The sequence below is a fragment of the Pseudomonas sp. PS02290 genome, from assembly GCF_029960075.1.
Taxonomy (GTDB): Bacteria; Pseudomonadota; Gammaproteobacteria; order Pseudomonadales; family Pseudomonadaceae; genus Aquipseudomonas.
On record NZ_JASCOY010000011.1, the window covers coordinates 43406 to 58476 of the forward strand.

At 56.6% G+C, this 15071-nt stretch carries 16 protein-coding genes and 2 pseudogenes; 9 read left to right on the forward strand and 9 right to left on the reverse strand.

Annotation, left to right across the window (positions count from 1 at the left end):
- Positions 1–31 precede the first annotated feature (31 nt).
- Positions 32–1453: a sugar porter family MFS transporter gene (locus tag QMX88_RS08175; RefSeq protein WP_282368063.1), complete on the forward strand. Its 1422-nt coding sequence runs from the start codon at positions 32–34 to the stop codon at positions 1451–1453.
- Positions 1454–1519: 66 nt separating this feature from the next.
- On the opposite strand, the gene QMX88_RS08180 is transcribed toward QMX88_RS08175, so the two are convergent.
- Together QMX88_RS08180 and QMX88_RS08185 are read right to left on the reverse strand one after the other, a co-directional pair.
- Positions 1520–2215, reverse strand: coding sequence for a tRNA (adenine(22)-N(1))-methyltransferase (locus QMX88_RS08180; protein WP_282368065.1), 696 nt, complete (start codon positions 2213–2215; stop codon positions 1520–1522).
- 122 nt (positions 2216–2337) lie between these two features.
- Positions 2338–2727, reverse strand: coding sequence for a RidA family protein (locus QMX88_RS08185; protein ID WP_108119461.1), 390 nt, complete (start codon positions 2725–2727; stop codon positions 2338–2340).
- Positions 2728–2857: 130 nt separating this feature from the next.
- Here QMX88_RS08185 and QMX88_RS08190 point away from each other — a divergent pair, with 130 nt between their 5' ends.
- The 8 genes and pseudogenes from QMX88_RS08190 to QMX88_RS29600 form a co-directional block, all read left to right on the forward strand.
- On the forward strand, positions 2858–3808 hold the full coding sequence (locus QMX88_RS08190; RefSeq protein ID WP_282368083.1) for a LysR family transcriptional regulator: 951 nt from the start codon (positions 2858–2860) through the stop codon (positions 3806–3808).
- Positions 3801–4286, forward strand: a complete 486-nt coding sequence (locus QMX88_RS08195) for a GNAT family N-acetyltransferase (protein WP_282368085.1) — start codon at positions 3801–3803, stop codon at positions 4284–4286. Before QMX88_RS08190 ends, QMX88_RS08195 begins: the two co-directional genes overlap by 8 nt.
- Before the next feature lie 70 nt (positions 4287–4356).
- Positions 4357–4938, forward strand: coding sequence for a TetR/AcrR family transcriptional regulator (locus QMX88_RS08200; RefSeq protein ID WP_282368087.1), 582 nt, complete (start codon positions 4357–4359; stop codon positions 4936–4938).
- Between the two features lie 58 nt (positions 4939–4996).
- On the forward strand, positions 4997–6100 hold the full coding sequence (locus QMX88_RS08205) for an alkene reductase (RefSeq protein ID WP_282368089.1): 1104 nt from the start codon (positions 4997–4999) through the stop codon (positions 6098–6100).
- 114 nt (positions 6101–6214) lie between these two features.
- On the forward strand, positions 6215–6958 hold the full coding sequence (locus QMX88_RS08210; protein ID WP_282368091.1) for an SDR family oxidoreductase: 744 nt from the start codon (positions 6215–6217) through the stop codon (positions 6956–6958).
- 61 nt (positions 6959–7019) lie between these two features.
- A complete protein-coding gene (locus tag QMX88_RS08215) occupies positions 7020–7406 on the forward strand; it encodes a nuclear transport factor 2 family protein (protein ID WP_282368093.1) in 387 nt (128 codons plus the stop codon).
- Positions 7407–7538: 132 nt separating this feature from the next.
- Positions 7539–7658, forward strand: coding sequence for an SRPBCC family protein (locus QMX88_RS29595; protein ID WP_442969440.1), 120 nt, complete (start codon positions 7539–7541; stop codon positions 7656–7658).
- Positions 7659–7671: 13 nt separating this feature from the next.
- A pseudogene (locus tag QMX88_RS29600) lies at positions 7672–7980 on the forward strand (SRPBCC family protein); the annotation flags it as partial.
- A gap of 118 nt (positions 7981–8098) precedes the next feature.
- Here the strand turns inward: QMX88_RS29600 and QMX88_RS08220 are convergent.
- The 7 genes and pseudogenes from QMX88_RS08220 to QMX88_RS08250 form a co-directional block, all read right to left on the reverse strand.
- Positions 8099–8818, reverse strand: a complete 720-nt coding sequence (locus QMX88_RS08220) for a hypothetical protein (RefSeq protein WP_282368095.1) — start codon at positions 8816–8818, stop codon at positions 8099–8101.
- Positions 8819–8937: 119 nt separating this feature from the next.
- Positions 8938–9624, reverse strand: coding sequence for a hypothetical protein (locus QMX88_RS08225; RefSeq protein WP_282368097.1), 687 nt, complete (start codon positions 9622–9624; stop codon positions 8938–8940).
- Between the two features lie 439 nt (positions 9625–10063).
- Positions 10064–10528, reverse strand: coding sequence for a YrhA family protein (locus QMX88_RS08230; RefSeq protein WP_282368099.1), 465 nt, complete (start codon positions 10526–10528; stop codon positions 10064–10066).
- 8 nt (positions 10529–10536) lie between these two features.
- Positions 10537–10998, reverse strand: a complete 462-nt coding sequence (locus QMX88_RS08235) for an HNH endonuclease signature motif containing protein (protein WP_282368101.1) — start codon at positions 10996–10998, stop codon at positions 10537–10539.
- A gap of 10 nt (positions 10999–11008) precedes the next feature.
- Entirely contained in the window at positions 11009–11605 is a 597-nt protein-coding gene (locus QMX88_RS08240) for an SMI1/KNR4 family protein (protein WP_282368103.1), read from the reverse strand.
- Positions 11602–14260, reverse strand: a pseudogene (locus QMX88_RS08245) (RHS repeat-associated core domain-containing protein). Before QMX88_RS08245 ends, QMX88_RS08240 begins: the two are co-directional and overlap by 4 nt.
- 386 nt (positions 14261–14646) lie before the next feature.
- Positions 14647–15066 carry a hypothetical protein gene (locus QMX88_RS08250; protein ID WP_282368105.1) on the reverse strand — a complete coding sequence of 140 codons (420 nt, stop codon included), beginning with the start codon at positions 15064–15066 and terminating at the stop codon, positions 14647–14649.
- Between the last annotated feature and the right edge of the window lie 5 nt (positions 15067–15071).

Below are 15071 nucleotides of genomic sequence, written 5' to 3' on the forward strand. Positions count from 1 at the left end.
AACGCCAGTTCCACGAGAGGTTTAGGTTTCCATGTCTTCCAGCATCCCATCCGCCGCCATAGGCCAACCAGACGAGCAGCGCACTTCGCCGCGTCGTCTGATCTTCATCTCGGTCCTTGTCGCCACCATGGGCGCACTCGCTTTCGGTTACGACACGGGCATCATCGCGGGCGCTCTGCCCTTCATGACCTTGCCGCTCGATCAGGGCGGTCTTGGCCTGAACCCCGTCAGCGAAGGGCTGATCACTGCATCGCTGATCGTCGGCGCTGCCTTCGGCTCGCTGGCCAGCGGTTACCTGTCCGACCGTTTTGGCCGACGCGTGACCCTGCGCATGCTGTCGCTGTTGTTCATCGTCGGCGCCCTCGGTACAGCCACTGCGCCGTCGGTGCCGTTCATGGTCGCCGCGCGCTTTCTGCTGGGCATCGCCGTTGGCGGTGGTTCGGCCACAGTGCCGGTGTTCATCGCCGAAATCGCCGGGCCCTCGCGCCGCGCGCGACTGGTCAGCCGCAACGAGCTGATGATCGTCAGCGGCCAGTTGCTGGCCTACGTGCTGAGCGCCGTGCTCGCCGCGCTGCTGCACACCCCCGGCATCTGGCGCTACATGCTGGCCATCGCCATGGTCCCGGGCGTTTTGCTGCTGATCGGTACGTTCTTCGTGCCGCCGTCGCCGCGCTGGCTGGCCTCCAAAGGTCGTTTTGATGAAGCGCAGCAGGTGCTCGAACAACTGCGTGACACCAAAGACACCGCCAAGCGCGAAGTCGAGGAAATGAAAACCCAGGAGAAAGAAGCCCACAAGCGCGTCGCCGCTCGCGAGTTGCTGCGTCAGCCGTGGGTGTTGAAGCTGTTGCTGATCGGTGTCGGGCTGGGCTTTACCGCGCAGTTCACCGGCGTCAACGCGTTCATGTACTACACGCCCATCATCCTCAAACACACCGGCATGGGCACCAACGCTGCACTGACCGCGACCATCGGCAACGGCATCGTCTCGGTCATCGCGACATTGCTGGGGATCTGGGCCATCGGCCGTTACGGGCGTCGGCACTTGCTGATGACCGGTCTGGTCATCGTGATCATGATGCAGGCGGCGCTGGGTTGCGTGCTGATGTTCATGCCGCAGAACCTGACCCAGAGCTATGCCGCGCTGGCGTGCATTCTGGTGTTCCTGCTGTTCATGCAGATGTGCATCTCGCCGGTGTACTGGCTGCTGATGTCCGAGCTGTTCCCGATGCAGGTCCGTGGTTTGCTGACCGGCACCGCGGTGTCGATGCAGTGGCTGTTCAACGCGACCGTCGCGTTCCTGTTCCCGATCGCGGTGGACACGATCGGCAACCCGACCTTCTTCGTGTTTGCGGCCATCAACATCGGCTCGCTGATCTTCGTGTTCCTGTGCCTGCCGGAAACCAAGGGCAAGTCCCTGGAGCAGATCGAGAAGCACATGAAGAAGGAGCTGTGAGACGAAGTTTCAGGTTCCGGGCCTTGGGTCCGTGACCTGAAACAGGAGGGCTGAGACCGCGCACGTTCAGCCAAGCAATTCGGTGATCCAGCGCACTTGCTGCGCGGTGTCGCGAAGCTTGTCTTCCGGCACCGCCTGCCGCGCACGTTGCAAGTTGGCCAACGTGCGCTGCCTGTAACGCAGCAGGCGCCGCCACTTGTCGAGAAACGCCGGACTGCGCGCCGCCATCAACAGCGGGCCGAAGTACAGCGCTTCAGGGCTGTACACCACCGGCCCGCTGCGTTCGGCGACGATGATTTCGTAGTCGAAGCGGTTCTCCCGCAGCACGTCCTCATGGACGATGCGATAACCGTTGTCCATCAACCACCGGCGCAGTTCAGGCTCGCCGCCGTTGGGCTGCAGAATCAGTTGTTCCCTTCCATTGAGCCGCGCTTTGCCAGCCTCAAAGATGTCGCGAATCGTCTCGCCACCCATGCCGCAGAGGCTGATCGCGGTAATGCCGTCCTCCGCTTCAATCGCCGCCAGGCCATCGGCCAGACGCACGCGGATCTGCTCCTCGAAACCGTTCTCGCGCACCGTGCGTTCGGCCGCCCTGAACGGCGTCGTCGCCACCTCCCCCGCCACGGCCATCGCAATGAGCCCTCGGCGCATCAACGCCACCGGCAGGTACGCGTGATCGGAACCGATGTCGGCCAGTCGCGCGTCGGCCGGCACCAGCGCCGCCACCCGCTCCAGGCGCCTGGACAATGTGTGTTCGTTCAACGTTGCCGCCCCTTATCTCGCCACCGCCCGGCACGACCTGCCGAAACGGGCCGTGAGTCTGTCGGGCTGTGGCGCGGATTTCAACTGCGTTGAGTTGTGGCCGCCGGTTTGAGCATCGGGTGCTAAGGCAGCTTGGCGATGACCTTGATCTCGAAATCAAAGCCATACAGCCAGGTCACGCCGACGGCGGTGATGGTCGGGTGCGGCGCTTCGCCCCAGAACTCCGGCACCACTTCCCAGGCCTTTTCGAAGGTCGACTGCGGATCGACCATGAACACGGTGACGTCAATCACGTCATCGAAGGTGCAGCCGGCGGCATTGAGAATGGCGTTGAGATTGGTGAACGCCAAGCGGACCTGGGCGCGCAGATCGGGTTCGGGCGAGCCATCTTCGCGGCTGCCCACTTGGCCCGAGACAAACAGCAAGCCGGCGGATTTGATCGCCGGCGAGTAGCGATTGCGCTCGTACAATGCGTGGCGGCCGGGCGGGAATACAACGTCACGAACAGTCATGGGTCTTCTCCTTCAGCGGAGCGGGATGCTCCGTGGTTTCGATGGGCAGACTGTAGGGCGACGGATTCGCTGGATAAACCAGCAGCCTTGATCAAGACTGTTTGGATTGACCAAACAATCAGGTGGCGCGATGGACCGTTTCGACGCGATGCAGGCGTTCGTTCGAGTGGTGGAAACTGGCAGTTTCACCAAGGCCGCTGGCACGTTGCACATGAGCAAGACCACGGTGACGCAACTGGTGCAACAGCTCGAAGCGCGGTTGCGGGTCAAGCTGCTCAACCGCACTACGCGCAAGGTCAACGTCACGGCCGACGGCGCGGTGTTCTACGAACGTGCGCTGCGCGTGCTGGCGGACCTGGACGACGCTGAAACCGGTCTCTCCGCTGCCTCCTCCGCGCCCCGAGGGCGTTTGCGTGTCGACGTGCCCAGCCCGTTCGCACGCATGGTGCTGATCCCGGCGCTGCCAGACTTCAACGCCCGCTATCCCGACATCCAGATCGACCTGGGCGTGAGCGACCGGATGATCGACCTCATCGGCGAGAACGTCGACTGCGTGGTGCGCGGCGGCGAACTCACCGACCAATCGCTGATGGCGCGGCACATCACCGACCTGAAGCTGGGCGTCTACGCGTCGCCTGCCTATCTGCAGCGCGCGGGCACGCCGACTCATCCCCGTGACCTCGAAGACCCGCAGCACCGCATCGTCGGCTACCGCTGGGCGCGCACCGGGCAGCTGTTCCCGATGGTGCTGCAGCGGGACGGCGAGAGGGTTCAGGTGCAGAGCCGCTACTTGCTCTCGGTGGACGACGGCAACGCCTACCTTGCGGCAGGTCTCGCCGGCATGGGCGCCCTCTGGCTGCCGCAGTACATGGCCCAGCCGTCCGTGCACAGCGGTGAGTTGGTGGCGCTGTTCGAGGACTGGCAGCTGGAGTCGATGCCGATGTACGTGGCCTTCCCGCCCAACCGGCACATCAGCATCAAGCTGCGGGTGTTCATCGACTGGGTTGTGGAGTTGATGGGCGACGGGTACAAGAGCCGATCTTCCGCAACGGTTGTACAAGGAGCGACGCGCAATGGATGAAGTGATCAGTTATCGAAAAGCAACGGCCGAGGATGTGGCGGCGATCTGCGAACTAGGGCAGTTGCTCAACGCCATTCACCACGCTGAGCGTCCCGATATTTACAAGGATGAAACCCTGGATTACACCCGCGATGCCCCTCACTGGATGAGCTTTCTGAACAACCCGGAGCAGGTGATTTTCCTCGCATTCGTCGGGGATCAGCCGGCGGGATTTGTCAGCGCGGGGATGTTTTCAGCGGGTGGGCCGTTGATGCAGCCGATGGAATTCGCGCGGATTGGCTCGGTGTGCGTGGCCCAGATTTTTTGGGGAAAAGGCTTGGGCCGTGGGTTGATTGAGCACGTGAAAGCATGGGCGCTGGAACGCGGTGCCCAGGATATTCGGCTGACGGTGTGGGGCTTCAACACCCACGCGCGGCGGCTGTATGAAGAGCTCGGCTTCGAGACGCGGGCGTTTGAGATGGGGATGCGGTTGATGTAAGCGCCGTTCATCGCACGCATCTGTCCCCTTGTAGACGACCGGTCGGTTTTGTCTTAAGGTGCTGCGCATTATGAAGAAACCCAACGTGGAAATGCGCCAACACATCATCGACGTCGCCAAGTCGCTGATGACCCACAAAGGCTACACCGCCGTGGGCCTGGCAGAAGTGGTGAGCGCGGCGGGCGTGCCCAAGGGCTCGTTTTACTATTACTTCAAATCGAAGGAAGAGTTCGGCGCTGCGTTGCTCGATGAGTACTTCTCCGAGTACCTCGGCCGTGTCGACACCGTCATGACGCGATCAGGCACCGGCGTCGAAAAGCTGCTGGCCTACTTCGATTACTGGATCGAGACCCAGGGCACCGATCACCCAGAAGGCAAATGCCTGGTGGTCAAGCTGGGCCCGGAAGTCTGCGACTTGTCCGAGGACATGCGCAGGGTGCTGGAGGCCGGCACGGCGCAGATCATCAAGCGCATCACCGCCTGCGTCGACATGGCCGTGGCAGACGGCAGCCTGCACATCGAAGAAGGCAGCGAAGCCTTCGCCGAAACCCTGTATCAACTGTGGTTGGGCGCTTCCCTTCTGGTGAAGGTGAACAAGTCCACCACCCCTTTCGACACGGCCATGCGCCTGACCCAACGCCTGCTGCGGTAGCAGGCGCTTTTTTTTCAAAGATTAGTAGACGACCGGTCAAATATGCGAGTAATTATCAATGAGTGATGTCAGTAACAGCACCGACTTGTTTTCCCCCGTCCGCATGGGCGCCATCGAAATGGCCAACCGCATCGTCATGGCCCCCGTCACCCGCAGCCGATACGAAGACGACGGCGTGCCCGGTGAACTGCACGCCACCTATTACGCCCAGCGCGCCACCGCCGGGTTGATCGTGGCCGAAGCCACCAACATCTCGGCCCAGGGACGCGGCTATGCGGCGACGCCCGGGATCTGGAGCGAAACGCAGGTCGCCGGCTGGCGCAAAGTCACCGACGCCGTGCACGCGGCAGGCGGCAAGATCGTCAGCCAGCTCTGGCATGTGGGGCGGTTCTCAAGCGTCGACCTGCAGCCCAACGGCGAAGCCCCGGTCGCGCCGTCCGCGATTCAGGCCGAGGGCAACACGTACACGGCCAACGGCTTCGTCCCGGTGTCGATGCCCCGGGCGCTGGAAACCGACGAAATCCCCGGCATTATCGAGCAGTACAAACTCGCTGCCGAGAACGCCAAGCGCGCAGGATTTGACGGTGTTGAGGTTCACTCGGCCAACAGCTACCTGCTCGACCAGTTCCTGCGCGACTCCACCAACCAGCGCACCGATCGATACGGTGGCTCGATTGAAAACCGTGCCCGGCTGACGCTGGAAGTTACCCAGGCCATCGTCGATATCTGGGGCGATGACCGCGTGGGTATTCGCCTCTCGCCGGTCACGCCGGATGCGGGCAACACGCCGCCGGACAGCAACGTGATGGCGTTGCACGGTTACCTGATTCAGCAGTTGAACCGCTTCGACCTGGCGTACCTGCACTTCGTCGAAGGCGCGACCGCCACCTCCCGCGACGTGCCGGAAGGCGTCGACATGGATGCCCTGAGCGCCCAGTTCAACGGCCCGTTCATTGGCAACAACAACTACGACCTGGACATGGCCGCCCAGCGCCGCGCCCAGGGCAAGATCGACGCCGTCGCGTTCGGCCGCCTGTTCATCTCCAACCCGGACCTGGTTGCACGTCTGCGCCAAGGCGCCGAACTGACCATCGCCCCGCGCGAAACCTATTACGGCGGCGGCGCCAAGGGCTACACCGACTGGCCGCTGGGCACTTACTAACAGCGCTGGCAACCGCACCGCTTTCAAGCACCGCATTCAATAACGGCTGAACGGCAAGGCTTTCCCAGGAAAGCCGACGCTGCCCGCACGCCTTGAATTTGAGGAAACATGAAGATGAATTATCTGGACAAGAAAACCGCCATTGTCACCGGGGCGTCATCAGGGATCGGCGCCGCGACGGCCAAAGCATTGGCCGCTCAAGGGGTCAACGTTGTGGCTGCTGCGCTGGATGAGAAAGGCCTCGCAGCCCTTGTCAGTGAACTCCGCGCGGCGGGCTTTGAGGCGTCCAGCTTTGTCACCGACGTCACCGACGCTGAACAGACCCGCGCCCTGGCGCAGTTCACCAAAGACACCTACGGCTCGGTCGACATCCTCGTCAACAACGCCGGCCTGATGCTGTTCTCCCACTGGGTCGATCTCGTGACCCAGGACTGGAACGCCATGATCGACGTCAACATCAAGGGCTACCTGAACACCATCGCCGCCGCCCTGCCCTTCATGCTCGAACAGAAAGCCGGGCAGATCCTCAACATGGATTCGGTGGCCGGTCATCAAGTCGGCCCCGGCGCCGGCGTCTACAGCGCGACCAAATTCTTCGTGCAGGCCATGACCGAATCCATGCGCAAAGAACTGGGCGTGCACCACGGCATCCGCGTCAACACCGTCAGCCCCGGCGTGATCAACACCGGCTGGGCAGACAAAGTCACCGACCCCGCCGGGCGCAAAGCCGCACAAGCGCTGAACGAAATCGCCATCGCGCCGGAAGACATCAGCCGCGCCGTGATCTACGCGCTGAATCAGCCGGCCAACGTCACCGTCAACGACCTGATCATTTCACCTACCCGACAGGACTGGTGATTGCGCAGCTGTTGGTCATTGAGGCTATCGCCTTCCTAACTCAAACCCTGGAGTTATAAACATGAGCAAGAACATCAAAGCCGTTCCCACCCACGACTACAACGCCGTCATCGACACCGCCAGCCGCTACGTTGAGGGTCTGCGCGAAGGCAGCGTTGCGACGATCAAACAGGCCTTTCATGAAGAGGCGGTGATGTACGGTTTTACCAACGGCCAACTGCTGGGTGGGCCGATCAGCAACTTGTATGACTTTGTTGAGAGCAACGGTAAAGCGGCGGACATCACGACGCGTCTGGATGTGTTGGCGATTACACCGACCACGGCCGTGGTGCGAGTGGATATGGAGAAGGACGCGATTGGCGCGGATTACAACGACTACCTGACGTTGATCAAGATCGATGGGGACTGGAAGGTGATTGCCAAGGTTTATCACCAGTTTGAGGGGTAGTTTTTTACTGCGGTGAATTTTATGGACGCAGGTCTTGGGGTTTTGGCTTCGGGGCTTGCGTGCCGGGCTACAGCGGCTGGGTATTGAGCGCTTTTTGAGTCGTAGCGTTGGTTATTTTTGGAGTAAGACGTGATGGTTCTAGTTGAGTACAGCGCCGGTTTGCCGTGCAGTGCAGATAAGGCGTGGAAGGTGCTGCGGGACTTTGGCGGGATTGCGGACTGGCATCCGGCGATTTTGAAGAGTCGTCTTTGAGGGTGAGTCTGGGGATTTGCGGGTGGGTGCGATCAGGCGGCTGGCGCTTGCGGACGGTGGCGTGTTGCGGGAGCGGTTGATTGAGTTTGATGATGGGGTTAGGCGGTTGGCTTATGTGTTTGAGGAGTCGCCGTTGCCGGTGGATGGGTATCGGGCGCAGGTTCGCGTGGATGAGGTTGCGGGGTTGGTGGAGCGGTGTGTGGTGCGCTGGAATGCGCGGTTTGAGGTGCGGCAGGCTGGGACGGAGGGGGAATTTGAGGAGTTGGTCAGGGGGTTGATTGTGCAGGGGCATGAGGGGTTGGAGGGGGTTGTTGGGGGGTGATGGTTCTCGTCTGGGAGTGAATTGGCTGGATGGGCCAGCCGGAGCCCAATCGAGGCAAGGCGCGCCGGGTTCCGACGTCCATTGGGCATCGAGTGTGACTGGCCAGGCTGACGCCTGACTAGCGGCGCCTGGAAGCAAGCCAGTTGAACAGCCTGCCCAGCCACCAGCGGCTGCGTGCTTCGCGTATTTCATCAATCTGCATGAACGTGTAAGGCGTGAGCCTGTTCTTTTCTCTCTTGCGCAGTGTGCGTAACCCCCTGATACGGTCGCGAGCGTGGATCAGCATGCAAACGGTGGCAAACAGGAAAATCAGAATGATCAAAATGCCCGTGGTGAACGGAGTGACTGATTTAATCACTGCACCTGCGGCTAAGGTCCCAACACCGGCAATCAACCCTTCCGCTCCCGCGGATGTGGAAGATACGGAAAATGAAACCCTGTTGTCGGATACGTCGAACGCGAACCCTCGAGGAGGCGTTAGGTAAAGGCCAGCATACAGCGTCGCGATGAAACCCAATATCAACCCGGCGGTTATACGTCCCTCAGTCGGAGAACCTCCCAAGTCATCCGTGACCACGGTGTAACTGACCCACGCGGGGGAAAGGGCCAAGAAAAAAATCATCAAAGTGAAGTAACTCAGGGCGAATGTCGTATAACGCTCACACCAATATCTCATGTACAGCGTGTAACCTGAGAGCAGGAAAAACAGCAGCCCGTACACCCATCCGTCTGTGGCTGAGCGCAAGAGACCAACGGCACCCAAGCCAATGGCAACTATGAAAAGCGTCCGTGTCAGCGAGTTGACCGTTCGCGCATCGGGATCGTAGATAGTGGACATTTAGACGCTAGCTCCTTGCATGTGGTACCGGTGTGTGTACCTATCGCACATCGCGCGGCGGCCTAATCTTCCCATACCCACTCTAACGATTTTTTTTTCGATGCGGATACACAGAACCATCATGACCAGCGGCCTATGAATGAGGCAGCACGCCGTGCGCGTATCCCCTCCACCTCCATGAATGTATAGCTCACCCGCTCCTTGATTTCCTGCTCTTTCAAACTGCGAAGAGACGAAATACTGACCCGATGATAAAAGAGCATGAACAGTGAGATTGCGAAAAAGATACAGGCAAGCAATAAAGCGGGAGAGTCGTAGGAATGGACCATAGGGTAGATCACGGTCGAAAGCGCAGCCCCTATTCCGCCCTGCAAGGACTGGTTCTGGAACGGAGGCGCGGTCACCTCGACCCGATTTCCCCGGGCAACCAGTACGGTCGTTCGACTTCTCCACCTATCCAGCGCCAGGTAAATGACGAATGCGATGAGCAGTGGAATGCACGCCAATGAAAGTGATGTGAGTGGTCCTAATCTCAATTGCTTATAGGCGGCGATCAATACCAGAAGAAATGTAAAACCTGGTGCAAAGCCAAGATTCAGAAAAAGTCTGAGATTGGCATATCGTGTGAATTGTTCGGTGCGGTAAGCGCAATCGAAACACCACCAACTCAACCACACCTCCGCCGCGCACATTGGGAAAAATAAAAGGCTGGGCAAAATACCTGCAGAAACCACCGCTTGCATCGTGAACAACAGCCAAGTGCTGAAGATGATGGACATGAAACGGTGTGGATCTGTGTCAAACATCAGGTATTCCCTACTGCTTATTTGAGCGTCATTAGTCGGACGATACACTCACTGAGAAAGAGCCGAAGCCGGCACCTCAAGCCTGCGGTCTACTGCTGAAGCCGCTAGAGGGCTAGCACGACGCCTCCCGCCCGTCCTTTCTGCCTACCACGTAGCAATTCTCGGATCGCGTGTTCAAGATGTAAAAGGACTGCCCCAGAAACGCCAAGGATATGTTTCTCCGGCCGTGATGGTCGCCCACAAAAGGTTTCTCAAGGGCATAGTCAGTTTAGTTGCAGAGGACGTATCGAGTTTCGTTAGCAGCCTACTGATCAATGCATCAGATTCCTGATTCATTCAGGTCTCTAGATTGTCGGGCGGATACGGCGGGCTTGCGTGGCTGGAGGATGGCCCGGACGCAGCCCTTGGAATGACGACGTCAGCTAGGGCGCACTTCGACTTATACACGACTTACCATCAATTCCACCATATATTCGAGCAGGCTCGAAAAACTATCAAATTCTTCATATACGTTATCAAACGCTTGCTTATCTCTAACTTGGTAGCGTCCCTCAGCAAGGTCTAAAACGTAAGCGTCCTGATCGCTGTCTCCAAACAAAACATATTGATCCATCCATTCAAGTTCTCGCGATAACTTATTCATTTCGATGAAGGCCAGAGAGTATCCATTACCGCCGACAAGTTTTTTTGGTTTTGTTGAATAGAGAAAAACCCCTTCAACTACTAGACCATTAAATCTTTTTAGAATCTCAAGGTAATCACTCGGAGGGCTGAACCCCAGCTCTATCTCGCTAGACCTGACAAACGACTTGATTTCATGCTCGCGCGCACCTTCATTAAAGAAAAATCCGTCCACCTCATACGTCTTTTTTACATATGCTATCTTTTCTTCCAAGTTTTCCATGCAAACCTCTAGAGTAAGGGCGGAGGGTAGACATCAAGATCAATGATTGGCCAGTCCAACGTTTGACTATCACCGGGCTTCATGCTGCGGGTCACGGTGTTTTGGTAATTAGTAATAACTTTATGATAGGGATCGTTCTTAATGAGTGTCAGGTTATTAAAGCTATTTGTCCCACCGTCATCCAGAGGTAGATCATGGTGGACTTGCCAGTCACGGCTAGGCAGTTTGCCCTGTTGCATTCGCGAAATACCAGAGTCATGAATGCCGGCGTTTTTCAGGTGCTGGATATTCTCAGGATTCTCAGACAGTGATTTTAAATAATCGGGGCGCACCTTGCGATCAAACACATTCCTCAATTCTCTGGTTTCGGCGGGCGGACGTTTAGTGTAGACAATTTCCTCAGTGCGGACACCTGGAAGCCCGACAGCAATAGGGCGAGCATCATAGAAAAGGAAGCTATTAAAGAACACCACACCTGCTTTAACTTACAAAGCTAATTAAATGACCATACTCGGCCAACACTTTTCTATACTTACTAACATTAACACCTTGAAGTAGCATAGAATTTTCGATGTCCAATCTTTCAGCTACTATCTTTATTGAAAAGTCTAGGCCAAGCCCTTTCTTAACCCCCAAAACTTCAGATGGCTTAGCCTTGACTTTGGAAATAGACACAATATCTCCTATATCCGGATCATAGTCAGAATCCTCTCCTTCAATAACATTCTCGACCAAGCTTTCCATAGAGTGATATATTTCAGCATCGTCAATAAACGGATCGCCAGAATCTATAAAATAGAACTCACTCAAACCGACTTTTGGAATCAGGATCAAACCTCCTCCAGAGTCATCTCCTACTAGAACATGATCAGGAAAATTCATATTTATCTGGTAAGTTTCGTTACGCTCTGCTATGTGCGCAGTTGAATATATCAGCACACGGTCATTAAGCATTGCGCCATCGTGAACCTTCCAAAACTCAACGAGCCAATCACTCTTATCAATATTCAACTGACCACAAGCGACGGTAATATTATCGTCTGAAGCAGGCGGATTCGTTTCAGTATACGCAATCACTCGAAGGCTCCTAATGAGTCAAAATATTTATACGACCTGCTTGCAACTTTATTCGCGGCATCAGGACTTACTCCCGCGTCCAACAGCTCCCTGTATGCTACTCCAAATTCATTTTTGATTGACCCTCCAAACCCACCAGCTCTGCGCCTAACTGCTTGGAGCGCCGATACAGTAGCATGTGACTCGCCTGATGAGCTTTTCAACAAAATCGCCGGAGCTTTATTAGTACTGTAACCAGCTATATTCTTTTTCGCCCAGGCATCCTGAATAAAGTGGTGATATTGAACTCGCTGATCATCAAATACATTTTTGTGACCGCTTGCGCGGTTGACGCCTGGCGACAAATTACCATGAGTGTCTACGTCCCCGGTCTTGTATCCGCCGGGGCGATTGCATACCCAGCCCCAAGGACCAACCCACCCATTAGTATTCGGAGCGTAAGCATAAAGATTATCCCCACCCAACAACCCAATCAGATCCTGGGTAATAAACCGTCCCACCTCCGGGTCGTAGTATCGGAAAGTGTTGTAGTGCAGCCCCGTTTCGTCGTCAAAGTACTGGCCTTGGAAACGCAGTTTCTGCTCAACCTCACTCACGACTAATGATTCAACTTCACCCCAGGCTTTGTACGTCGCCTGCCAGACGATCTGGCCGTCGACATCCGTCATCTCGAGCGGCGTGCCAATCTGGTCGGCATGGAAGTAGTAAAGCGTCTGCTCTGCCTCACCTTCGCTCTGGTCAACCCGGGCAAGTGGCGCATAGCTTCCTGGCTCGTAGATATAGAGGCTGCTCTGCCAAGGCGTTTCCTCACGCAGCATCCGCAGGCCTTGCCAGAGAAAGTGCTTGTGCTCAGTCTGGCCATCAATCTCGGACGTCTTGCCAACCCGACGACCCAAGCTGTCATACCGGTAAGTACCGACGCTGTGCACTTGGCTATTAACCATCGTCTCCGCACGCACGAGCCGGTTTTCGCAGTCGTAGGTGAACGTCTGCAGCTTGGATAAGCCCGACCGCTTCTCGATCAGGTTGCCCCAGGCATCATAGGTATATTCCTGATCACGCCATTGCTTGATGCGGTTGTCTTTGACCTGATCGAATTGGCTGGTATTGAAGTTCAGCCGGTGGCCGCAGCGTCGTATCGAAACTCCTCGCTATCAACCAAGCGGCCCGTGTCACGGCTATGAAGCTGACCATTAGCTTCGTATTCGTACTTGATCTCTCCGCGCAGTTTATCGAGCGTGCGGGTCAGTTCGCCTGCCGGATCGTATTCATATCGCCGATGAATCAGGTTGTACGCATGATCTACTAGCAACGAGGTGTTGATGCCTGAGTTCTGGATCTGCGACAGCTTTTCAGCCGGGATGGTTGATGCCAACTACCAGCTCTTACGTCCCATCGCGTCGTAACCAAAACAACTGGTCAGTTTGCATTGCGTGCGGTAAACCTCGCGATGCAGATCATCTCGCTCCATGTCGCTGATGAGCAAACCGTCGAGGTTCAGTTGGTGCAGGTGCCCGCTGCCGTAGTACAGGTGATTGAGATGTTGGCCAGTCGGCAAGGTCAGCGTGGTCAGGTTGCTCAGCGGATCGTATTCGTAGGCCAGCGCGCCTTGGGGTGTGGTTTCCTTAACCAAACAACCTAGCAGGTCATAACTGAAGTAGAGGATCTCTTCCGCAACGCTCAGCTTTTTACCGGTCGCTGTACGCAGACGCAAAATAGATAGAAGCCGATCACCTTCGTCATAGCCGTAATCTAGCCGCGTATCCTGATTGGCCTTAACCAGCAATCGGCCAATCACATCACGCTCAAATTCCGTACTGCGCTGCGGCAGCTCTGCCCTGTCCCCGTAGCCGACTTCATCAACCCGCGTCAGATGCCCGCCATGGTTGTAGCTGAACCGACGCGTAAGGTTGTCGATGCGCTTTGCTTCGATCAGACGATCTGAAGCATCGTAGGCAAACTCGTAACTCGCATTGTTCTCGTTGACAAGCGCAGTCAGGCGAATCGCCTTGTCATACTCGTAACTAATTCGCTGGCCCTTGGCGTCTTGGCGGCTGGCAGGCAGTCCGCGCGCCGTGCGCAGCAGACGCGTATTCTGACCCTTGCCATCGGTGTGCGTGAGCACCTGACCCAATGCGTTGTAGGTAAACGATTCGGACGTTCCATCCGGGTGCTCAATGCGCACCACTTCACCGTCGGGTTTGCGCTCAAGTCTTGTCGTCTGATTCAGCGCATCGGTGACGGCAACCAGATGAGACCGATCGTCGTAGGTGTAGAAGGTGTTTTTGCCCGAGCAATCTTGAAAGCGCTCTACCTGCGCCAGCTCGTTCCACCACAGGTATTTGGATTTGTGTGTAGCGTCGATGATGGTGTGTGGCAAGCCGTCGTCGCTGTTGAGGTACTCGGTCTTGTGCCCGAGTGCATCAACTTCAGCGATCAGGTTGCCTTTATCGTCGTATCGGGCTTTCCAGACACTGCCGTCGGGAAAGCTGGTTCGGTAACCAGCGTCGTACCGAGGTGGTGTTTGTAGCGGATCTTGCGGCCCAGCGGATCGGTCTCTCCGATCAGGCGGGAGAAGTCGTCGTACTTGAACGCCAGCTGATTGCCATCGGGTAGCGTGATGCCGGTCAGGTTGCCGGCATCGTCCAGGTCCATGGCGTAGCGTTCGCCGCCATAATCGCGGCTGGCGGTGACAAGGCGGTCCTCGTTTTAGTGCACTTCAAGCTCTCGGCCGAGGACGTCCACCGCCCAAGAAGTTCTATTCTTGAAGTCGTAGCGGAAATGAAAGTGCTCGCCATCGCTGGTCCAGTGCTCGACCACACGCGGCTGACCGTCGATGGTTTCCCAGCGGTTCTACACTAGGAGACAAGATCCACAGAACCATAACTCTATAGTTCGCAACTTCTACATAGCCACTAACTCTACAGTTCGTGACTTCTATATAGCCACTAACTCTAAAGTCGCGCCACAATACTTGAATTTACTTCTCCTCACTACTGAAAAAGAAATAGTAAGTCTTGCTGAGACCGCACGCCGCGGAATCATCGATACTTTTCAATATCTGCATTATCAAGTTGAGCAGTCCTTAGAACATCCAACGCTGCCTGCGATACAATAAGGCGGTGGTCGACCGACAGACCGAAATCATCGATTCCAGCACTACCTTCCACTTTGAGCCAAAGAAACTTCGGAAGAGAGACATGTGGATGCAGCTCTACAAATTCTTCTGATTTAGTTACGGACACTGGCGCAAACGTAGTGCCTGTTAGCTTTGACTCTAAAAGTGTTTTAGCAAGGGACTCGGTAATGATGAAGCAGGGGAAGCTTTCCAACAGATTATCGCCAAGCCATCCTTCAAAGCGGTATTCAAGACTGCTAACTACCGGAGGATGAGAATTGGTATCGACGATAGTACCTTCACCCAATCCACCAGCAACCTCAGGCTCAACAAAATAAAACATATTAA

Coding starts and splice junctions, on each gene's coding strand:
- QMX88_RS08210 (WP_282368091.1), top strand. CDS start 6,215: ATGAATTATCTGGACAAGAAAACCGCCATTGTCACCGGGGCGTCATCA.
- QMX88_RS08185 (WP_108119461.1), bottom strand. CDS start 2,727: ATGACTGTTCGTGACGTTGTATTCCCGCCCGGCCGCCACGCATTGTAC.
- QMX88_RS08225 (WP_282368097.1), bottom strand. CDS start 9,624: ATGTTTGACACAGATCCACACCGTTTCATGTCCATCATCTTCAGCACT.
- QMX88_RS08205 (WP_282368089.1), top strand. CDS start 4,997: ATGAGTGATGTCAGTAACAGCACCGACTTGTTTTCCCCCGTCCGCATG.
- QMX88_RS08200 (WP_282368087.1), top strand. CDS start 4,357: ATGAAGAAACCCAACGTGGAAATGCGCCAACACATCATCGACGTCGCC.
- QMX88_RS08230 (WP_282368099.1), bottom strand. CDS start 10,528: ATGGAAAACTTGGAAGAAAAGATAGCATATGTAAAAAAGACGTATGAG.
- QMX88_RS08175 (WP_282368063.1), top strand. CDS start 32: ATGTCTTCCAGCATCCCATCCGCCGCCATAGGCCAACCAGACGAGCAG.
- QMX88_RS08195 (WP_282368085.1), top strand. CDS start 3,801: ATGGATGAAGTGATCAGTTATCGAAAAGCAACGGCCGAGGATGTGGCG.
- QMX88_RS08190 (WP_282368083.1), top strand. CDS start 2,858: ATGGACCGTTTCGACGCGATGCAGGCGTTCGTTCGAGTGGTGGAAACT.
- QMX88_RS08215 (WP_282368093.1), top strand. CDS start 7,020: ATGAGCAAGAACATCAAAGCCGTTCCCACCCACGACTACAACGCCGTC.
- QMX88_RS08220 (WP_282368095.1), bottom strand. CDS start 8,818: ATGTCCACTATCTACGATCCCGATGCGCGAACGGTCAACTCGCTGACA.
- QMX88_RS08250 (WP_282368105.1), bottom strand. CDS start 15,066: ATGTTTTATTTTGTTGAGCCTGAGGTTGCTGGTGGATTGGGTGAAGGT.
- QMX88_RS29595 (WP_442969440.1), top strand. CDS start 7,539: ATGGTTCTAGTTGAGTACAGCGCCGGTTTGCCGTGCAGTGCAGATAAG.